We start from the raw sequence: 21529 nt of genomic DNA, 5'->3' as shown, positions 1-21529 counted from the left end.
GGGCTGGCCAAGACCATGCCCAAACGTACCCAGACCATTGAACTGCCGTTGTCAGCTGATACCGGCTTGATCCTGCCGGGGGCGTTGCTCGCCGTGGACGGTTGGAAGGGTTACAACCGGGGCGTCAGGGTCTCTGCTGCGTTGCAGAACAGGGCCATGACGGTGCGCCAGCAACTCAGTGTGGAGCGATTTGTATGAACCTGTTTAAGCGATTCCTTGAGTTGGTACCCGGCGCAGATCCCTTGCTGGTTGGTACCGTGACCGCAGTAGGTACCACGACCACGACTCTCAGCGCGTTGGCGGGTGGAACAGTCACAGTACGGGGCACCGGGGTAGCCATCGGCAAGAAGGCGTTTTACAGGGGAGGGGAGCTGGCAGGAGAGGCGCCGGATTTACCGACCTATGAAATAGAGGTTTAATGCCGGTTTAACCTGCTTATCAAACTGGGCGATTCCGGTGCCACCAAGTTTGATAAACTACTGGGCCTGTAGCTTTTCATTTTCCCCGTAACTCTTTTTCATTTTCGGCGGCGGGCTACATTTCTGGAGTTGCTCAATCCGGTACCCTATGTGGTAGTGCGCGACATAGCCATCGGCGGCATCGGTATTCTGGGGGCCATACGGCTGAAAGAGGGGGATGAGTTGGTGATTGCCATTCCCTCTGGCGAGAAGCTGCGCGGTCTGGTCGTGAGATCCCAGCCAGACCCGCTCTTTCCCAAACTCTATCGCACCGGTATTCGTCTGCATCGATATCCGACGGCCGAGCTGTTTGCCCGCTGGCAAAGTTACATTCAGCCGCAAGATAAAGCGGATTTCGACCATGAGTGTCAAGTCTTGAAACAGGTACGTGGCGCGTGAGCCAAATGCCATTTCAGTGGCTGTTTTCCCCACCTTCAGCATGATTTGTCGATGGATTCCGCAGATCAGCAGGCTTGGCTGTTCCGAGTGGTTTATCTTGCTGCATGTGTTTTCATCTTTATGTTTTTATTGAATTTTATCTGTGCCTCTGAAGTCACGGAGGATACGGATCATTTTCCCTTTTCGTGATCCCCCCCGAAGTAGTTCCCCCTGATATCCCTTAGTATCTGGCCAGCATGACTCCCTTTAGGGGGAGGATAACAAGAACAAAAAGGAATGATGGATGAGATCCGTGAGCAACCAGTGTCTGTTGATGCAGATCCAGCCGACCATCTTGCGCTTTGCCAAGATGCTCGCGAGTGTGCTGCAGCTTGAGGTCGAGATTGTGGATGCCGATATGGTTCGGGTGGCTGGTACCGGGCCCTATGGCAAGTTCTTCGGACGTCAGCTGGAGGGGGATTCCCGCCTGCTGCGCTATGTGATTGATAATCAGCGGGAGAAGATCGTTACCCACACCAGCGATGATCCCGTGTGTGACGGCTGTACCTGCAAGGAGAGCTGCCGTGAGCGCGCCTTCCTCGGGGTGCCCATCATGGTGGACGAGCGCTGCATAGGGGTGATCAGTCTGGTGGCCTTCAGCGACGAGCAGCAGGCGCGCCTCAACAACAATCTGCAGGATGTGTGCGACTATGTGCGCCACATCTCCACTATCTTTGTGGCCAAGTTGCTCGATTCACGCGGGCTGTCGGACGGGGTCAACAAGGTGTTCCTCAATCTGATGACCAATATGGATCAGGGTTGCCTGCTGCTCGATGACAAGAGTCAACTGCTCTACGCCAACGAGGCGGCACTCCATCATCTGGGTTGCCAGCAGGAACAGCTGCAGGGGCGCGAAGTGGGGATCCGCCCGCTCACCTTCTCCCAGCAGGGGCTGAGTGGTCATCTTCAGCACATCATCACTTTTGAAGGTCGTCAGGAGCTGATCATCGGCCAGCTACATCATGTGCAGGGCCAGCAGCTCTTTCTGATGGCGTTTCACCAGTCCCACTCCGGTCAGGTTCAGGAGCCGGATCCGGATGTGCGGATCGATCAGCTGATCGGCGAGAGCAAGCCGATGCGCACCCTCAAACGACTGCTGCACCGCATCGCCCAGAGTCCCTCCAGCGTGCTGATTTGTGGCGAGAGCGGCACCGGTAAAGAAGTGGTGGCCCGCGCCGTCCATCGCCTCAGTCCGCGTCAGGACAAGCCTTTTATTGCCATCAACTGTGCCGCCATTCCCGAACAACTGCTGGAGAGCGAGCTGTTTGGCTATGTGAAGGGCTCCTTTACTGGCGCCTCCAGCGGCGGCAAGCAGGGCCTTATTCAGGCGGCCCATCAGGGCACCCTGTTCCTCGACGAGATTGGCGACATGCCGCTCACCATGCAGGCCAAGCTGCTGCGAGTGCTGGAGCTGCGGGAGGTGACCCCCATCGGTGCCAGCCGACCGGTGCCGGTGGATATCCGCATCATCGCCGCCACTCACCAGCATCTCGATCAATACATCGCCGAAGGGAAGTTTCGCGAGGATCTCTACTACCGCATCAACGTCATCCCCCTCAACCTGCCGCCACTGCGGGAGCGGGAAGGGGACGTGGAGCTGCTGACCCACTACTTCCTCAACCTGCACACCAGCCGCATCGGCATCGTCTATCCCGGTCTGGCACCCGAGGTGATGGCGCTGCTCAAGGGGTATCGCTGGCCGGGCAACGTGCGCGAGCTCAGCAACCTCATCGAATATCTGGTCAACGTCAGCCAGGCGGGCGAGGTGATTGACGCCAGCCTGCTGCCCCCCAACATCATCCGCAATCAGGAGCCCCATCACGTCTCCGCCCAGTCGATCCCGGTGACCAATCTGGATGCGGCGTTCAATGTGCCTGCCACAGCGCCGCTCGCCGCCACGCCGGAGAAACTGCCTGAACCCGTCCCTGGTGAGAGCGGCCTTGAGAGCATGGAGAAACAGATGATAGAAGAGACCCTGCAGCGGCTCGGCAACAAGAAACTGGCCGCACAGGCGCTGGGGATTGGGATTGCTACCCTCTATCGCAAGATAAAGAAGTACGAGATTGCCGTGCAGAGCTGAGGCGCTGGCGACATCTATCCGGCCCGTGTCGTTTATCAGACGACACGGGTTTTTTATGGGAACAAGGTTCTGCGCCATTGCCGAATTGTGCTGAACGGAGTGGCGGGGCAGGGGAGTGGCGGCATGGCAGAATGCAAAAAGCCCGCTCGATTAGCGGGCTTTTTTAATCTGGTGCGTCCTAGTGGATTCGAACCACCGACCCCCACCATGTCAAGGTGATGCTCTAACCAGCTGAGCTAAGGACGCAGGGTGCGCAATGCGACTTTTATTTCTTTATGCAGAAGTGGTGGGTTTAATTGGATTCGAACCAACGACCCCTACCATGTCAAGGTAGTGCTCTAACCAACTGAGCTATAAACCCACATCTGCATTTCTTTCAAACTGAATGGTGCGTCCTAGTGGATTCGAACCACCGACCCCCACCATGTCAAGGTGATGCTCTAACCAGCTGAGCTAAGGACGCATAACAGCAATCTGTGATGGTGCGTCCTAGTGGATTCGAACCACCGACCCCCACCATGTCAAGGTGGTGCTCTAACCAGCTGAGCTAAGGACGCATCACAGAAAAAGTGGTGGGTTTAATTGGATTCGAACCAACGACCCCTACCATGTCAAGGTAGTGCTCTAACCAACTGAGCTATAAACCCACTTTCTCTTACTTCACTACGCCAGCGCTGCTGACGTGGTCGGCATACTACCCATGCCCCCCAAGGCTGTCAACAGGCCATATGCACAAAGGAGACTGTTTGCCCAGTTCTTGCGCAGCCTGTTGATTTTGCAGGCGAGTTGTCGCTCGCCAAGCCCTGTTACTGAGATCGCGACAGGGTAGTGCAGGCTTCCGGAGTGGCAAAACGGCCATAGATGTAGCGCAATCTCGCCCCCAGCATCAGGGCCGCACTGGTGAGGCCGACGATAAAGCCGATCCAGAAGCCCTGCGGCCCCATCCGCGGCACCAGCCAGTCGGTCAGACCCAGGATCATGCCGGTGGGCAGCCCCAGTCCCCAGTAGGCGACGATGGTGACGTAGAAAATCGCCTGGGTATCCTTGTAACCGCGTAGTGCGGCGGCCGCGACCACCTGCACCGAGTCGGAGATTTGATAAATGGCGGCGAAGAACAGCAAAATGGCCGCCAGGACGATCACCTGCTGATCATCGGTATAGATCGAGGCGATCTGCTCGCGCAGTAGCACCGTCATGGCGGCAGTGGCCGCGGCAATGGCCATCCCCAGCATCAAGCCGGTGCGAGCCGCTACCCGAGCGTGATGGGGCTGCCCTTCACCTATGCTGTGGCCAACCCGGATGGTGACACCCACCCCGATGGAGAGGGGTAGCATAAAGACCAGGCTGGAGAAGTTGAGCGCAATCTGGTGGCTCGCCACCGTCTCGGCACCGAAAGGAGCCAGCATCAGGGCTACCACGGTAAACAGGGTCACTTCGCAGAAGATCGCCATGGCGATGGGGAAGCCCAAGCGAAACAGTCGCCAGGTCCGGCTGCCGTTGGGGCGAGCCAGCTGGGAGAAAAGCCGGATCTCGGTGAAGTGACGGGAGAGCTTCACATAGAGGATCATCGCCAGCAGCATGGCCCACAGCACGATGGCAGTAGCCACGCCACAACCCACACCGCCCAGTTTCGGCATGCCGAAGTGGCCGTGAATGAAGATGTAGTTGGCGGGAATATTGACCGCCAGCCCGACAAAGCCGATCACCATGGTAGGCATGGTGTGGGAGAGCCCCTCACTGAAGTTGCGCAGCACCTGGAACATCACGAAGGCAGGCAGGCCCCACAGGATGGCGTGCAGATAACCAGTGGTCTTGGCAGCCATCACCGATTCCACATCCATAAACTGCAACGCCAGCGGGCTGTAATAGAGGGCGATCATCGCCAGCGGGGTGACGATCAGTGCCAGCCAGAAGCCCTGATGAACGGCCGGACGGATTGCCTCCCGTTTACGGGCGCCATTGAGCTGGGAGACGATGGGGGTGAGCGCCATGATGATCCCCTGCACCAGCAGGATCACCGGTAGCCAGAAGCTGGACGCCACCGACACGGCAGCCAGATCGACCGCACTCACCTGACCCGCCATCACGGTATCGACGAAGTTCATGGCGACCTGGGCCACCTGGGCGACCAGAATGGGGCTGGCTAGACGGACGAGCTGCTTCGCCTCGGACCAATAACGTTGCACTGACACCTCCGAGTGGATCAGATAAGAGTAAAAAAGAGCGGAAATCGGGAAGAGCCTTTGCACTTTCGGACGAAAGTGCAAAGGGTGGGGGAGGCATTCTAGCCTGAAAACGATACAGGGTGAAACGTTTGGCTTTGAATGTGGTCGATCAGGCGTCTTGGTGATCGCTGATCAGCAGGTTGGCAGCGGCATAGGCAGCCTGCTCGCGCAGCTCGGCGGGTACCCGCTCATCGACGGCGACCGCGTTGAGGGCGCGGATGGTGGCGGCGATGGCGTTTGGCACATAGCCCTGCTCACCGGAGCCAATCTGGTTATAGGCGATACGGATCGCTTCACAACATTGATATACCTGCATTTCTTTTTCCTTGTTTACCCGGATGTGAACGGCGTCACTATAGCGATCGGACGCAAGCTTGTCAGCCTGTACCCTTGTCTCACCCTCTGCCCGAGGTTAACCTGCCCTTTTTGCCGTAGCAGGAGACGAGAGATGTTCACTGGCATAGTGCAGGGGACCGCCGAACTGGTGGCCATCGAGGAGCAACCCAACTTCCGTACCCATGTTATCCGCATGCCAAGCCCGGCGTGGGGGGAAGGGCTGGTCCTCGGCGCCTCGGTCGCCCACAACGGCTGCTGCTTGACCGTTACCCGGGTAGAGGGTGAGCTGGTCAGCTTCGATCTGATGCAGGAGACCCTGCGTCTCACCAACCTCGGCAAGCTGCAGGTGGGGGACAAGGTCAACGTGGAGCGGGCTGCCCGCTTTGGCGACGAGATCGGCGGTCATGCCATGTCTGGCCATATCATCGGCATGGCAGAGGTTACCTCGGTGATCGATACACCCAACAACCGTCAGGTGTGGTATCGCCTTGCTCCCGAGCTGATGAAATATGTGCTGACCAAGGGGTATATCGGCATCGACGGCATCAGTCTGACCATAGGTGAGGTGCGCGAGCGGGAGTTTTGCGTCCACCTGATCCCCGAGACCCTGGCCCGCACCAACCTGGGTTGGGTCAAGGCTGGCTGGCAGACCAATATCGAGATCGATCCCCAGACCCAGGCCATCGTCGATACGGTGGAGCGGGTACTGGCGGCGCGCGCGGGTAACTGAAGGCACTGTCCAGTTATATGTTTAAAGGGAGCATTGTTGCCCAAATTGATGCAGCTTGAATGAAACTAACTGAGGACTCGGTGATCTGATCACCACTACCCTCTATCAAGTCTGCATCATGGGAGCGTCCCTGCCCCCCCATCACCAACGGGTTTGTAGTGGTCTAATCATCTTGGCCACCATCGTAGGGGGAGCAGTTATCACCATGGTCTGCTTAATGACCTGATGAGATCAGGTCGCTATCTCTATAACCTCCATCTACATAATTTCGATTCTATTAATGAAGCTGCTTTAATTTTCCATATTTTATTATTTTTATAATCAGAAATTTATTATTTGATTGTGCTAGTGGGGTCTCTTTTTTATATACTTCCATATGGTGCTGGTGTAATCGTTTACATCGGTGTGTGTTACGTCACAATATGCATCGTAATTAGTTCGTAATCTTGTCATGAGGCGAGGGCAGTCTGAGGACATTCTCTCAAGTCAATGGTTTATTATGGACAATGGATGGATATTTGATGAGTATAGAAAGATTGTTTGGATTGAATAGGAATATGGTAATGTTCGGTGCCATATTTTTTCTTTACTTTTTTATAATGGGAGCTTATTTTCCATTTTTCCCGATTTGGCTGCATGATGTCAATGATATCAGCAAGGCTGAAACTGGAATTGTCTTCGGCACTATTTCTTTATTTGCACTTCTATTTCAGCCAGTATTTGGGCTGATTTCTGACAAGTTAGGGCTGAAAAAGCATTTGCTCTGGATAATCATTGGACTACTGGTATTCTTCGCGCCCTTCTTTCTTTATGTATTGGCACCATTGCTGAAATTGAACATCTATCTCGGTTCTATCGTAGGGGGCATGTACATCGGTTTTGTATTTGCAGGCGGGGCTCCAGCCATAGAGGCTTATGTTGAGAAGATGAGTCGCTCCAGTCAGTTCGAGTTTGGCCGAGCAAGGATGTTTGGCGCAATAGGCTGGGCCCTTTGTGCCTCTATTGTAGGGATCATGTTTACCATCAACAATGAGTTCGTGTTCTGGATGGGGTCTGCTTTTGCTGTTGTAATGGCGGTTTTATTCTATTTTATCAACCCTGGTCGTGGTAGCACCAGTGAAGTGCTAGATAGTATTGGCGCCAATCAGAAAGGGTTTAGCGTAAAACTGGCAATGGGATTGTTAAAACAACCAAAATTCTGGTTCTTCACCCTCTATGTCGTCGGGGTGGCATGTACCTATGACGTATTTGATCAGCAATTCGCGAATTTTTTTACCGCATTCTTTGATACAAAAGAAGAAGGTACTCGTTACTTTGGTTATGTCACTACGATGGGGGAGTTACTGAACGCCAGCATCATGTTTTTTGCCCCACTGATTGTGAATCGAATTGGCGGAAAAAATGCCCTGCTAATCGCTGGGACCATCATGTCTATTCGAATCATCGGCTCCTCATTCGCCGAGACAGTTAGCCATGTCATTTTGCTGAAAACTCTACATATGTTGGAAGTTCCATTCCTGTTGGTCGGTACATTCAAGTACATCACTAGTGAATTTGATGTTCGCTTTAGTGCGACTATCTGGTTGATTGGCTATCAGTTCTTCAAGCAGCTAGCAACCATGTTTATGTCTGTGTGGGCTGGATCTATGTATGAGGTGATGGGCTTTCGTGAAACCTACTTGGTATTGGGCATTATTGCCGCAACTTTCACCTTTATTTCTGTCTTTACCCTCTCGGGAATGGGACCACTTGGGCTGTTAAAGGGTAGAACGATGGTTTTAAAAAAAGCCGCTAGTTACTAACCGACCATTTTGTAATCAGAGATTTGAAAAAGGTTATAAAAGATGAATAACAGTATGGCGTTACACCAAATCATTTGTCGTGCCGATTGGCAAACACAGGCTGTGACCAGTGTTAATCGTTTACCCACCCATACCCCCATGTTCAGCTGGCGCAGCGAAGCGGATGCCAGGGGTGATCTGGCCTCTTCCTCCCGTCTCTTGCTCGATGGCGAGTGGCGCTTCTCCTTCTTTGCCGCCCCCGAGCGGGTGCCCGAGAGCTGGCTGGCGCAGGATCTGGCGGATGCTTGCCCCATTACAGTGCCGGGTAACTGGCAGCTGGATGCCGCCTATCCGGCTACGCGGCCGCTCACCGATGACCCCATCTACACCAATATCAAGTACCCCTTTCCTTGCGATCCACCGCGAGTGCCAGCAGAGAATCCTACTGGCTGCTACTCCCGCGAGTTCGAACTGCCCGCCGACTGGCTGGCAAGCGGCCAGAGCCGGATCATCTTCGACGGGGTGAGCAGCGCCTTCCACCTCTTTTGCAACGGCCGCTGGGTCGGTTACTCCCAGGACAGCCGCCTGCCCGCCGAGTTCGATCTGACTCCTTATCTGCACACCGGTCGCAACCGGTTGGCGGTGCTGGTACTGCGCTGGTCCGACGGCTCCTATCTGGAAGATCAGGATATGTGGTGGCTGTCGGGGATCTTCCGCTCCGTCAGCCTGCTGCACAAACCGTCCCGCCATCTGATGGATATGCGGGTGGCCCCCGAGCTGGACGCCTGCTATCGGGATGGTCGTCTCAAGATTGCACTGCAGGTGGTCAATGGGGCCGGTCTGTCGGTGGAGGCCAATCTTTATGACGGTGGCGAGCGGGTTGCGACCCTGCGCCAGCCGATCGGCACCCAAGTCATTGATGAAAAAGGAGCATACGACGATCACGCCGAGCTGTGGCTCGACGTGGCAGCGCCGCGCAAGTGGAGCGCCGAGACGCCCCATCTCTATCGCCTGACCCTGACCCTGCTTGATGAGCAGGGTCAGGCCATCGAGAGCGAAGCGTGCGATGTGGGCTTTCGGGTGGTGGAGATCCGTGGCGGCCTGCTGCGGGTCAACGGTCAGCCGCTGCTTGTGCGCGGTGCCAACCGTCACGAGCATCACCCCGCCAAAGGCTATGCCATCGATCGCGCCACCATGGAGCGGGATCTGCTGCTGATGAAGCGCCACAACTTCAATGCGGTGCGCTGCTCCCACTATCCCAACCACCCCGACTTCTATCGCCTCTGCGATCGGCTCGGTCTCTATGTGGTGGACGAGGCGAATCTGGAGACCCACGGCATGACTCCGATGGGGCGGCTGGCGCGGGATCCCGCCTGGAGCAACGCCTTTCTGGAGCGGGCGACCCGCATGGTGGCGCGGGATTTCAACCACCCCTCCATCATCATCTGGTCGCTGGGCAACGAGTCGGGTTACGGCCCGGCCCACGATGTCATGTATGGCTGGATCAAGCGCAGCGATCCGAGCCGTCCGGTGCAGTACGAGGGGGGCGGGGCCGATACCCCGGCCACCGACATCATCTGCCCCATGTATGCCAGAACCCATCAGGATCAGCCCTTCCCGGCGGTGCCCAAGTGGGCGCTGGCCAAGTGGATCGGCCTGCCGGAAGAGACCCGGCCGTTGATCCTCTGCGAATATGCCCACGCCATGGGCAACAGTCTGGGGGGTTACGCCCACTACTGGCAGGCGTTTCGCGATCATCCACGCCTGCAAGGTGGGTTTGTCTGGGATTGGGTCGATCAGGGGCTCGACAAATACACCGCCGATGGTCGCCACTACTGGGGCTATGGCGGCAACTTTGGTGATGTGCAAAATGATCGCCAGTTCTGCTGCAACGGCCTGCTGTTCCCGGATCGCACCCCCCATCCCACCCTGTTCGAGGCAAAACGTGCCCAGCAGCCGTTCCGCTTCACCCTGCTCGAGCACACCCCGCTGCGGGTACGGATCGAGAGCGAATACCTGTTTCGGGAAACCGACAACGAGCGGCTTCGCTGGCAGCTGTGCGAGAACGGTCATGTGCAGCAGCAGGGGGAGATCTCCCTTGAGCTGGCGCCACAGGGAGTGGTCGAGTTGACCCTGAGCGGGACGCTGCCTCCCTTTGCGGCAGGCTCACTGGCCTGGCTCGATCTGGCCATCGTTCAGCCACAGGACACCCTCTGGTCGCAGGCGGATCACAAAGTCGCCCGTCAGCAGTTCACTCTGCCGACCCCCCTTGCCCTGCCTGCTCCCGCCGCTGCCGCCACCCTGAGCGAGCAGCCGGATGGCTGGTTGGTCACTGCCGCAAACAGCCAGTGGTGGCTCGACAAGCAGAGCGGCCGCATCACCAGTTGGCAAAAATCGGGGCAGGAGCAGTTGCTGGCGCCGATCATGGATCACTTCTACCGCGCGCCGCTCGACAACGACATCGGTACCAGCGAAGCGGATCACGCCGACCCCAACTCCTGGATTGCTCGCTGGCAGGGCTGTGGCCTCGGTCAGTGGCAGCACCGCTGTCTGGGGATCGCGGTCGCCGGAGGGGATATCCGGGTCAGCCATGGCTACTTCCACCGCGATGAGCTGCTGCTGGTGAGTCACTGGCATCATCACTTTACCGACGATGGCGCCATGAGCCTGGAGATAGAGACCGAGCTGGCACAGGTGCTGCCGTCGCTGCCGCGGATTGGCCTGCTGCTTCATCTGGCCGAGGTCCCGGCGCGAGCCGAATGGTTGGGACGCGGCCCTCACGAGAACTATCCGGATCGCCTGCTGGGCGCCGATCTGGGGCGCTGGAGCCTGCCGCTGGAGGCCATGCACACCCCTTACATTTTCCCGAGTGACAACGGCTTGCGCTGTGATACCCGCCAGTTGCAGCTGGGCAGCACGACGGTGAACGGCAGCTTCCATTTCAGTGCCAGCCGCTTCAGTCAGCAGCAGTTGGCCGCCGCCCGTCACCAGAGCGATCTGGTGGTTGAAGAGGGGCTGTGGGTCTGTCTCGATGGCGCCCACATGGGGGTGGGTGGGGATGACTCCTGGAGCCAAAGCGTGCGTCCCGAGTATCAACTGCTCGAGCGTCGTTACCGTTGGGGCTGCACCCTTTATTAAGTGAAGCCTGCCAGACCATCATGATGAAGCGCCGGGTATCATCCGGCGCTTCTATTTTATGGCGTGTTATAAACATACTTTCTACACCAGGTTAGATTCATGGAGAAGATTCGAGTTCACCAAGCTGGATATCTCATCTGATGGAGATAACAAACTCGTTATTTTCTGGTGTAGAAGCTATCTCATAAAAATCAAGTTTGTAAAAAGTGAGCCATGATGTTTCCCTTAGGGAAGTGTTGATTACTTAACCTCATCAGAACGGTTTTGCTATATTTTTATCGGAGGTTACCAAAAAACATTGCTGGCTTCATCACAGAGAAATATTTATCATACTCTTTATTAAAGATATTTATATAGAACTGTCACTATCGTGCAACCATGCCTATCAATAACATCAATATGAGATATAGCCTAGAGGCACAGAGTTTTAGTAATGAATCATTGTAAACACGACTCAGGTATATATCGTGTCACATGCAGCCAACTAATAACAATGCCAGTCATATATAACTGACTGGCATTGTGCATAGATAATTTAATACTGGTATTTAGTATGGCGACATTTTTTAGTCAATATATTTACCACCATACTTCGATATTAAAGCCGAAAGTCGCTTCGTTTTGACTACCGGCTTTATCGCCAGTCAACTTAACAGGTTTGCCATACACATCACCTTGACGACTCCACTCATTATCCAGTTCGGCATAGGTAGCAAATAAACGCAGGGTTGGTCGAGCCCAGACAGAGCGGCCAGCTTGGAACATTTGTGCCAACGTTACCTTGGAGAAGTTGTTCACACCTGAACCATTTTGAGCCTTGACGCGCTCGTAACCAATTTCAAGAGCCGTTGCTGTAAAGTCATTCCAACTATATTGCGGACGCATACCAGCACTGAACCAGTCACTGCCGTACTCATTATCAAGCTCTAGGCTTTGATAAGCTATTGAATAAAGAGCACTCCACTTGTCATTAAAAATGAGATCGCCATGGTTTATAACGCGGAAACTACTGCCATCATGGTCGACTCCAATCGCATATTTTACTGCTGATGCACCCTCGGCACTCATCAAACCGCCAGCCAATCCATCGATACCATACTGCATAGCGAACGTATTACTACCTAGAACCCACTTCTGCTGGTATAGCATGCTCAGCATTGCACCGCTATCCGTGATCTCCTGATTTGGATAACCTTTGTTATCAAACTGTTCGAAATGATCATTCTGGGCGAATACATAGTTCAAACCGAGCGTTATATGTGCACCACTGCTTATATTTATATCGGATAGTCGAACATCAAAGTGGTGTAACGAACGGATCTCGTCATGGTAGGCCCCATTTTCACCAAGGGCATTATAACTGCTCTCCGGGGTGAAATAGGCGAGATGAAGCTTGGTGCCGCTAACGTCAATATTTTCAATACCAAAGCCCTTGTTAGAGACATCCCAATACTTGACATCGATCATGTGAACTTCATGGCGCTGATAGAAGCGCTCCCCGGCCCAGACTACCGCGCCAGGCAAACTTGGCAATATATTATGAGCAGAAGACCAGACCTGTAATGTACCGACATCGCTCCACTTGTCGCCACTGCCAATATAATATGTGAAATCGAAGTAAGCCTCCTCTTGCCGCCACAAGTCAGCCTTGAAACCCAACTCCCACCAGTTCATCTCATTACCAAGACGATAGTTGCCATACCCCTCCTGGGCTCGTAGTACAGCATCCAGTTCTCCTTTACCCCCATTACGTTCATCGTTATTCGTGTTTATATTGCCCCACTTGGCATATCCCATAGTTGTGAAATTTTCAAATGCAGCCTGAGAAGACAAAGGCAGCATCGCTAATAAAAGCAGACTGAAGCAGTTTGATTTTTTTAGTTTCATGTATTTTCCTTATTTGTCAATATTAAATGGATTTTCTTTGCATCGTTAAGAGAATAAAAGGCACGACCTATTTCACCAGGTAACCTAGAGCTATTAATGTGAAAATGATGCGACTATCAGTGAGAACCTAAATGACGAACTCACTTATTTCTTGCAACTTGTTTTTCTCTATATTCAAACTCGACCCAGTGCGGCCAGTATCTCATCGTGAAATTTACCATTGAGCTTATAACTTGATTTATAAATCAGATAGCTCAGAAAAATTAGCAGACTCGGAATGCCTAACATCAAGACCTGCATTCCCAGCACAGTGCCTTCGCTTTGCAAAGTATTTGGGACATAGCCAACTATTGTTAGCCCAATACCAGTCAGGAAGCCGGCAAATGCACTGGCAGCTTTCACCAGCATGGTTTGCACCGAGAAGACGACACTTTCACTGCGCATGCCCATCTTGTATTCACCGTAATCAACCACATCTGCCAGCATAAGAGTTGACATCGCCAAGGCAAAGCCTGAGCCCAACTTCATTGCGGCTCCTGCCATTCCGATCAGTAGTGTATTCTCTGGCATAAAATGACCGGTAAGCAGCAAGATGACATAACTCATCAGTGGGAAAACACAAGCAAGGCGCCAAATCATGGGGCGAGATAGTTTGCTGACGATCAGTGGGAATAACACCAGTCCGATGATCTCGGCAGAGCCCGCAAATCCCATGAAGACGGCGAACATATCTTTATCGCCCATCGCATAAGTGAAGTAGTAGATAGCAAAACTACCGGCTAACTGCATTGCCAAGTTAAAGCACAACACAATACCTATCAAAGCCTTTAGTTGATCATTTTGGAAGATAATCGCTTTTACATCTTTAAAGTTGATCTTCTCAGACACCTTGGTCGCAATAGCGCTATCTTCTTTTACTTTCCATACGGTCAGCAAAGCACTCAAAATGAATATTAGCGCAATAATCATCGATACCTTGGCGAAGCCGGCACCACTATCGCCATCACCCAAAATATCGATAGCTTTCATGCCAAAGGCTCCCATAACAAACCAGGCAAAGCTTGCAAACAGGCGAGGGATCACCACAATCTGCTCTCGCTCTTTCTTATTGCTGGTTAGCGCGGGAATGAACGACCAGTAGGGAATATCCATGATTGTATATGTCATTCCCCAGAGGATATAACTGATAGCTGTATAAATGTATAGTGCGGTTCCTTCAAACTCATGGGTGAAGAAAACAGCTACCATCACGACTGAATTTATCAGGGTACCAATAACGATCCATGGTCTGAACTTACCATAGCGACTGCGAGTATTATCAACAATCATACCCATGATGGGGTCGTTGAACGTATCCCAAATTCTGGCGACTAAAAATAAAGTGCCTACGAATGCAGCTTCAAGGCCAACGACATCGGTATAGTAATACATTAAATAAATGTAAATTATCGAACATGCCAAATCTTTACCAAGGGCTCCTATACCATAGGAAAGTTTGGCGACATTGCTTATACTCATAAAGTTTCATCCTTATTGTGAGTGTCATGTGTGATTTTTCTTGATTAATACAATAACGTGAAATAATGAAGATTTAGTCTAAATATAATGAAAACCCAAAGGGTTATCTTGGCCGGTTTTTAATCATGTCGATGACATCGAGGACGGCCATAATTCAATGGCCGTTTCGCTCTGATTATTTGTGAATCGAGATAATTAAACTGTCAATTTATAACGCTGATATATCGATCAAGATGGCCGTAGTTGGATCAAGAATTGGCATTGCCAGACCTACTTGGCGCAGCCATTCGCCGCTTGATACGATACCAGCAAGGCTCCAGACGGGTTGCTTGTTAACCAGGCCATTATGAAAGTTATTCGGATGCGCGATGACGTTGACGCGATATTGTGTTTGCGCGATTAATCCCGGTATCCGTAAAGTGCCGCTGTGGGCATATGTAGGCATATCTAGCTGTGCAACCATCACTAATGCATGCTTGGCATCAGGAGTTATGACGGCATGGATTTTTTGAGCTTGTTGATCGTCGCTTTCAATACGGTAGGTGATTCCGCTATGAAGCAGGTTTCTATACTGCTTATGCAATGCGATGTATTTTGCAAAGCCAGCTTTCTCTTCGTCCGACTCTTTGACCGGATCGAGCTCTATTCCCATATGTCCAAACAAGGCTGTGATCCCGCGGAAGTCGATGTCGGATACTCTGCGAGTGGCATGGCAATGTCGAGCGCCAATATGAGAGCCCATCACTTCAGGCGGGAAAAAATAGCTAAACCCGCTCTGGATCTCCTGACGTTTGAGTGCGTCATTGTTATCAGATGGCCAGAAACGTTGCACTCGCTTTAGGATCTCATAATCGATACGGCCACCACCGGCAGCACATGATTCAATCTCGATATGTGGATGCCTTGTTTTAAGCTCGTCCATCAGTCGATAGACATTTTGTACCTGGCGTGTTTGGCAAGCTTGTCCGTGGTGAGCAGGCTGGACCATTTCACGGTTCATGTCCCACTTGAGATAGGCAATATCATAGCGGCTCAGCAGGTCATCAAGACGTTCCAACAAGTAGGCAAAGGCATCAGGATTCTGCAGGTCGATCAGATATTGGTTGCGACCTGTTGGTTGCTCATAGCCATCGAGTTCCATCAGCCAGTCGGGGTGTTGGCGATATAGATCAGAATCTTTGCTGATCATTTCTGGTTCAACCCAGATGCCAAATTCCATGCCCATGGCTTTGACATGTTCGATAACCGGCTGCAAACCATCAGGATATTTCTGCTTATCCAGGTACCAGTCACCCAGTGCCGCCCTATCATTGCAGCGGCCCTTGAACCAGCCATCATCAATGATGAAGCGCTCCACACCCATCTTGGCTGCCTCAGTGGCCATACACATGATGTAGTCTGGATCATGCTCAAAGTAGATACCTTCCCATGTGTTGAGATGTACCGGTCGGCATGTCTGATAGTTGCGTCGCTGCGGAAAGGTCAGGATGTGCTCACGCACAAACTGGTGAAATTGATGGCTCATGCCATTCAGGCCATCAGCACAATAGGTTGCATAGAGCCAGGGGGTCGTGATGCGTTCATCTTTTTGCAGGCAAATTTCCCCCGGGTAGTAGAGTGCTTCGGCCTGCAAGAAACGACGACCATCAGCCTTTACATCAACTCGCATTCGATGATTACCGCTCCAGGCCAGATGAGCTCCCCATACTTCTCCGTGCTGTTCATCAAATCCTTTGGTGCCGATGATGAGCGCCGGGTAATGTTCGTGAGACGTACGACCACGGCGGTTCTCTTGCTGGAATCCACCGTGCATCAGGATATGTCGATGCTGTTGGAACTCATTAACCCAACGCCCGTAGAATGACAAACACTCAATGGCGCGCATGGGTAATGGCAATGTTGTCGCGAGCCTGTTTACCGTGAAGGGCTCCTCGCTTTCATTGTTCAGGGTATGGCGCACGGCGACAATGTCAGAAAGAGGATCTATGGTGAGTTCAGTCAAGAGACACAGGCGAGCGACAGGATCATGACTGACAAGGCGTAGGGAATGTTCGTCGTGCTCGACAGACTGAATAGTGAAGACCGGAGACCAATCCTGACCATTTCTATGCCCTTCCAATGCAGGGGAGCTAAAGACGCCCGAACCGGAGTCCGGAAACAAAGTTAACGGGACATCGCAATCCAGTCGGCCAAAAGGCACTGGCCGATCAAGGGATAGGCAGCGCTCCGGGGGCGTCAATGTTAACTTGTTGCCCCAATAGATAATTTCAGCTCCTTGCGTCAGGTTAACGAGCATTTCCGTGCGTCGACCACTTATCTTGCAGATCTTTTCCATTTCTCTACCTTTGGCCTCTGAAAGAGGGGAGTAATTAATGCTGACGGCAGACAGAACAATAAAATGCCGATTAATTAATGTGGTTGGCGCAACAGTAGTGTAAACGATTCCACTGGTGTGACTAAAAAAAATCAATAGCGCTACCTGACTCACAAAAATGGCTTTTTTTTAGCCTTAATTGAATTTTATGGAGGAGTGGTACTGTTTTTTTTAGCACTGATGTCGTAAATGAAGAAAGAAAATAACCAATTGGCATAACATTAATTTATTATTTTAATATGAAGAGGTGTCGACCTCGTTTCTATTTATGGCGATGCACTCTCTTTTCATAGGAGGCACGAAAATTACTCGTGCTTTGCTTATGAAGTTTCTGTTCCGCGAGTAAATCACAGCTGATGTACTGTTTAATCGGAAACGTTTGCCAGAGTGGATCAATGTTCGAGCGGTGGTGACACAGAAATATACCAAGGTGAAGTAGGATGCTGATAAAAATTAAGATTCTTTGTTGGTGGATGTTTTTTGAACTTTAAAATGTATTAGGGGAACAGGGGTGCTCATGGACTGACATCGCAGCAAACCTGAACTCAAGCTGTATTATAAATAGATTTAATTGTGATGCTTGTCACGTTTTCTGAATTCCAGTTAAATGAGCATGCCTGATGCAATAGGGCTCAATGAGGTCTGTTTTGTTTGTGTTTATGGCTGATATAAAGAGAAATGCTATATGTATCAAGCTGATACCAAGGTGGGTTATTTAAATTAATTACATTTATTATTTATTTATTGTGACTTTAAAATTTAATATATAGATCTCAAATGCAGCCCCTCATATATAGTCCTGCCGCTAAAGATATACTCAAGGGTCTATTTATGAGTTTCACACCAAGTAAAGTCCATCAAAGCGTCTGGACTTATCTCTTTTTAGGACAGCAGGCATTATTTCCTGTGGCTTATGCGGCTGGGCAACTCTCCATGCCCGCAGCCAAGCAACCTGAACTTATCCGCTATCAGATCGCAAAGGGAGATACGCTTGGTTCTGTCTCACGCCAGTTTGGCACAACACCTCACCAACTGTTGGCATTAAATGGCAACCTGGCGCTAAACGCCCCTCATTTGCCGGTAGGTGACACTATCAATTTACCGCGTGCGTCCGTTTTACCTGCGCTGTCAGGCGCCAATCCACTGCATTTGACGGCGCCTACGCCAACCCCTGTGGATGTCGAGCAGAAGGTTGCCGAGCAGGCTGCCCGCTTGGGGCAGCTGTTTTCACCTGCCGAGTCAGAGATGCCGGCAGATCAGGAAAACCACAGTGAATTGGTTAAGGGGTTTAAACGAAGTCTGCGGCATCTACCGCCTTCCGCGCAGAGCGTTACACAGGATGCGACTGCACCGCATCATGGGTCAGAACAAGAGAAGCAGTATTGGCGTCAGCAACTGGTCACCCATTTTGAAGAGGAGGCCAATGCCTATGCAGCATCCTTGCTGGGGACGATGGGCACAGCCAGAACCCGGGTGACACTGGATGACGATTTCAATATGGTCACTGCCGAGGCGGATCTCTTGTTGCCGCTTGCGGAAGAGCAGCAGACCCTGCTGTTTACCCAGTTTGGTCTACGCCGAAATGGGCAGGCGCGCACCATTGCCAACCTGGGGGTGGGCCAGCGTCATTTCCTAGACCGCTGGATGCTGGGCTACAACCTGTTTGCTGATTATGACCTGACCAACCGGCACTGGCGTGCGGGAGTCGGGACTGAGGTGTGGCGTGACTATCTCAAGTTGGGTGCCAACTTTTATACACCACTGAGCAGTTGGCGTGACTCCCCACGGTTTGAGGGTATGGAAGAGCGCGCAGCACGCGGTATGGATGTGCGTCTTGAGGCCTATCTGCCGGCCTATCCGCAATGGAGCGCATCGCTCACTGCCGAGCAGTATTTGGGGGAGCGGGTTGACTTGCTGGGCGCAGATCAGCTTGAGCGCGATCCGCATGCCATCACTGCCGGTCTGCACTATAACCCCTTCCCGTTACTCAAGATGGATGTCGAGCAAGTTGAAGCGAGCGGCAGGCAACATGACACCCGTTTTACGCTGGGGCTGGAGTGGAAGCTGGGGGCCACGCTCTCGGACATGCTGAATCCGTCCCGTGTCGACAAGTCGCTGGCAGGTATGCGCCACGATCTGGTTGAGCGTAACAATGACATGGTGCTCGAGTATCGCGACAAGGTACTCCTCAAGGCCTCTCTCAACGACCAGTATTCTGCGGGAGAGGGGCAAGCCCTGACCTTGACGCTCAACATTCAGCATTCCCGCCAGATAGCCTCCATCCAGTGGTTTGGCGAGATCCTGGGGCTCAGTGGACTTGGCCCTGTCGATACGGTTGGGCAGGACAAACGTTCCCTTACACTTCCGGTCTTGCCCATCTATCGCATTGGCCAATCCAATCAATATCCGATCGTTGCCATCGTCACCGACATTGATGGCCATGAAGCCATCGCGGAAGGGGTTGTTGTCGTCTCGGAAGACTCTGGGCTGCAACCCGCTATTCAGTTGGCAGAACACTTTGTTCAACTTCGCCCCGGTGCTCACTACCACGTTGACTGGGGGGTGGTTGACCCCCGTCAGAAGCCTGCCAAAGCGCGAAATGGGATCCCGATTGAGAGTATTGAGGGGGATGTAGAAGCGGACCGCGATGGTTACCAGTACCGCTATCGCCTGACATTTCAGGGGCCTGCACAGGTACTGACGGGGCGTGAGCTGGTTGCGCCTGGGCAACCCAACCCCGGCACTCGGTATCGTCTGGATGTAGAGGTCACCTTCCCGAGTGGGCATGTGGCGCGTGACAGCATGGAGTTTGAGTTTATTGATGATGCAACTGTGCCGGGGGCCCCGACGTTGACAGTGACCGACAGCAATGGTGACGACAAGCCAGAGGCCACTGGTAAAGCGGAACCGGAATGTACGGTGACCATTACCTGGCCGGATGGCACGACCAGCACCACAACTGCAGATGAGGATGGCAACTACAGCCTGGAAGCCCCGACGGTGCAGGGGAGTGGCACCATTACCGCCACGGCTACCGACAAGCGCGGCAATACGGGGCCGGCTACCAGCGTGAACTACACCGACTCAACGGCGCCGGGGGCCCCGACGTTGGCTGCGACAGATCGCAACAGCGACAACAAGCCGGAGGTCAGTGGCAAGGCAGAGCCGGAGAGCACGGTGACCATTACCTGGCCGGATGGCACGACCAGCACCACGACCGCGGACGTGGATGGCAACTACACCCTGGAAGCTCCGACGGTGCAGGGGAGTGGCACCATTACCGCCACGGCTACCGACAAGAGCGGCAACACGGGGCCGGCTAGCAGTGTGAATTACCTCACGAGCTTGATGGGAGTGACGATTACCGGGCTGGTTAACGGCTTCCCTCAGGTGGGCTCTGTACTGACGGCCGTGCCTGACTGCGGCTCGAGCGCGTGCCGTGCAGGACTGACCTGGCAGTGGCAGGTCGAGGAGGGGGTCGGTACTGGACGTTTTGTGGATATCGCTGGGGCGACCAGTGTGACCTATTTACCCGTGCGAGAGGATCAGAAGAAACGGGTGCGCGTCATTGTTGCGGCGCTGTGAGCATCCGGAGTGGCGTTTATCGACGCCATGTAAGTCATTTTTTGTAGCCAAAAGGAAGAGAGCAAGTGATGAGAAAGCAAAAAATCGCGGTATCGATCGCAATGGTAATGTGGGGGGTAGCCAGTGGCGCCAGCGCGCTGACATCGGCTCCAACCGATACTGTGAAGGGGCGACCCCCAACGTTGACTGGAGTGTCATTCAACTATGTCGATGTCAACAACAACGGTCGAGTGGATGTAGGTGACAGCCTCAAAATTGAAGAACAAGGTTTTGATGATCCGGATATGGATGTTCAAGCACCGAGTGAGTACAAGTGGTATCGCGATGGCATTGATATGGGGGTAACCGGTGATAGTTATTCCCTGACTTTGGCAGATCTTGGTACCCAAATCACAGCAGGAGTGATTCCGCAAACCGATGCAACCACGACAGACCCTTATCAGGGGAATGAAGTTGCGGCGGCGGGGGGCTCTCCTGATGGCGATGGTTCTGTTGATGTGGTTGATCCCAATGAGGTGGATGCCGTCGAGATCGTCATTGCGGCCACTGACGCTGCGCTTGGTGGCAATCCGATTGTCTCGACCGAACTCAGGGCCAAGGTCACTACCAGTGCCGGTGGGGTTGGGGTTGCGAGTGATTACAACTACACATGGCAAATTGAGGATGGTGCAGGTGGCAACTACATCAACATTCCTGGGGCTGTCAGTGAAACCTACACCCCAAGCAAGGATGATCAGAAGCGCAAGCTGCGGGTTGATGTCACCAAGAAGTAAAGCCATCACCAGCCCCGGCTGGATGGGCATGATATTCGGACCATCGCCCGCAGCAAGAGGTTGATGGTTATCGGATGGATAACGGGTTGTCCTGCCTTGCCAGGGAAGGTGAGGTGGGCACATCAATCAGTAATACAGGGCGCCCGCGGGCGCCCACCATTTTAATCAGCTTGGCCTGTAAAAATGGCGAGGCTGGCTAGTTACAG

13 protein-coding genes, 5 tRNA genes and 1 pseudogene are annotated in these 21529 nt (G+C 52.9%); 9 read left to right on the top strand and 10 right to left on the bottom strand.

Annotated features, from left to right (window positions below; translation table 11 throughout):
• From G5287_RS04330 to G5287_RS04315, 4 genes and pseudogenes are all read left to right on the top strand, one after another.
• Nucleotides 1-198, top strand: a pseudogene (locus G5287_RS04330) (hypothetical protein); the annotation flags it as partial.
• Entirely contained in the window at nucleotides 195-419 is a 225-nt protein-coding gene (locus G5287_RS04325; RefSeq protein WP_021229456.1) for a hypothetical protein, read from the top strand. The pseudogene G5287_RS04330 and the gene G5287_RS04325, both read left to right, overlap by 4 nt.
• A gap of 129 nt (nucleotides 420-548) precedes the next feature.
• Nucleotides 549-857, top strand: a complete 309-nt coding sequence (locus G5287_RS04320; RefSeq protein WP_421230907.1) for a hypothetical protein — start codon at nucleotides 549-551, stop codon at nucleotides 855-857.
• A 283-nt stretch (nucleotides 858-1140) separates the two neighbouring features.
• Nucleotides 1141-2976 carry a sigma 54-interacting transcriptional regulator gene (locus G5287_RS04315; RefSeq protein ID WP_227096458.1) on the top strand — a complete coding sequence of 612 codons (1836 nt, stop codon included), beginning with the start codon at nucleotides 1141-1143 and terminating at the stop codon, nucleotides 2974-2976.
• Nucleotides 2977-3145: 169 nt separating this feature from the next.
• Here the strand turns inward: G5287_RS04315 and G5287_RS04310 are convergent.
• From G5287_RS04310 to G5287_RS04280, 7 genes are all read right to left on the bottom strand, one after another.
• Nucleotides 3146-3222, bottom strand: a tRNA-Val gene (locus G5287_RS04310).
• Nucleotides 3223-3260: 38 nt separating this feature from the next.
• A tRNA-Val gene (locus G5287_RS04305) sits at nucleotides 3261-3337 on the bottom strand.
• A 25-nt stretch (nucleotides 3338-3362) separates the two neighbouring features.
• Nucleotides 3363-3439 (bottom strand) — tRNA-Val (locus G5287_RS04300).
• A 17-nt stretch (nucleotides 3440-3456) separates the two neighbouring features.
• Nucleotides 3457-3533, bottom strand: a tRNA-Val gene (locus G5287_RS04295).
• Between the two features lie 13 nt (nucleotides 3534-3546).
• Nucleotides 3547-3623, bottom strand: a tRNA-Val gene (locus G5287_RS04290).
• 159 nt (nucleotides 3624-3782) lie between these two features.
• Nucleotides 3783-5162, bottom strand: coding sequence for an MATE family efflux transporter (locus tag G5287_RS04285; RefSeq protein ID WP_421230906.1), 1380 nt, complete (start codon nucleotides 5160-5162; stop codon nucleotides 3783-3785).
• 148 nt (nucleotides 5163-5310) lie between these two features.
• Entirely contained in the window at nucleotides 5311-5517 is a 207-nt protein-coding gene (locus G5287_RS04280; protein ID WP_421230905.1) for a YaeP family protein, read from the bottom strand.
• Between the two features lie 132 nt (nucleotides 5518-5649).
• On the opposite strand from G5287_RS04280, the gene G5287_RS04275 reads away from it, so the two are divergent.
• From G5287_RS04275 to G5287_RS04265, 3 genes are all read left to right on the top strand, one after another.
• Complete coding sequence (locus tag G5287_RS04275) at nucleotides 5650-6267, top strand: riboflavin synthase subunit alpha (protein WP_139478531.1); 618 nt, start codon at nucleotides 5650-5652, stop codon at nucleotides 6265-6267.
• Between the two features lie 521 nt (nucleotides 6268-6788).
• Nucleotides 6789-8069 (top strand): MFS transporter, encoded by a 1281-nt coding sequence (locus tag G5287_RS04270; RefSeq protein WP_421230904.1) that lies wholly within the window; start codon nucleotides 6789-6791, stop codon nucleotides 8067-8069.
• Nucleotides 8070-8123: 54 nt separating this feature from the next.
• Entirely contained in the window at nucleotides 8124-11186 is a 3063-nt protein-coding gene (locus tag G5287_RS04265; RefSeq protein WP_421230903.1) for a beta-galactosidase, read from the top strand.
• Nucleotides 11187-11765: 579 nt separating this feature from the next.
• Here the strand turns inward: G5287_RS04265 and G5287_RS04260 are convergent.
• The 3 genes from G5287_RS04260 to G5287_RS04250 all read right to left on the bottom strand — a co-directional run bounded on the left by G5287_RS04260 (nucleotide 11766) and on the right by G5287_RS04250 (nucleotide 16926).
• Nucleotides 11766-13073, bottom strand: coding sequence for a carbohydrate porin (locus tag G5287_RS04260; RefSeq protein WP_227342780.1), 1308 nt, complete (start codon nucleotides 13071-13073; stop codon nucleotides 11766-11768).
• A gap of 174 nt (nucleotides 13074-13247) precedes the next feature.
• The gene (gene melB, locus G5287_RS04255) at nucleotides 13248-14591 is read right to left on the bottom strand and encodes a melibiose:sodium transporter MelB (protein ID WP_227342782.1); all 1344 of its coding nucleotides are present in this window, start codon (nucleotides 14589-14591) and stop codon (nucleotides 13248-13250) included.
• Nucleotides 14592-14799: 208 nt separating this feature from the next.
• On the bottom strand, nucleotides 14800-16926 hold the full coding sequence (locus G5287_RS04250; RefSeq protein ID WP_421230902.1) for an alpha-galactosidase: 2127 nt from the start codon (nucleotides 16924-16926) through the stop codon (nucleotides 14800-14802).
• Between the two features lie 816 nt (nucleotides 16927-17742).
• Between G5287_RS04250 and G5287_RS04245 the strand changes: the two genes are divergently transcribed.
• Nucleotides 17743-20550 carry an inverse autotransporter beta domain-containing protein gene (locus G5287_RS04245; RefSeq protein WP_421230901.1) on the top strand — a complete coding sequence of 936 codons (2808 nt, stop codon included), beginning with the start codon at nucleotides 17743-17745 and terminating at the stop codon, nucleotides 20548-20550.
• Nucleotides 20551-20618: 68 nt separating this feature from the next.
• Nucleotides 20619-21323, top strand: a complete 705-nt coding sequence (locus G5287_RS04240) for a ZirU family protein (protein ID WP_421230900.1) — start codon at nucleotides 20619-20621, stop codon at nucleotides 21321-21323.
• Nucleotides 21324-21529 lie beyond the last annotated feature (206 nt).

Origin of the sequence: Aeromonas sp. 603079 (assembly GCF_049172135.1) — a bacterium.
GTDB classification, from domain to species: domain Bacteria; phylum Pseudomonadota; class Gammaproteobacteria; order Enterobacterales; family Aeromonadaceae; genus Aeromonas; species Aeromonas veronii.
Note: the sequence above shows the minus strand (reverse complement) of the source record. Positions and strands in the feature narration are given on the sequence as shown.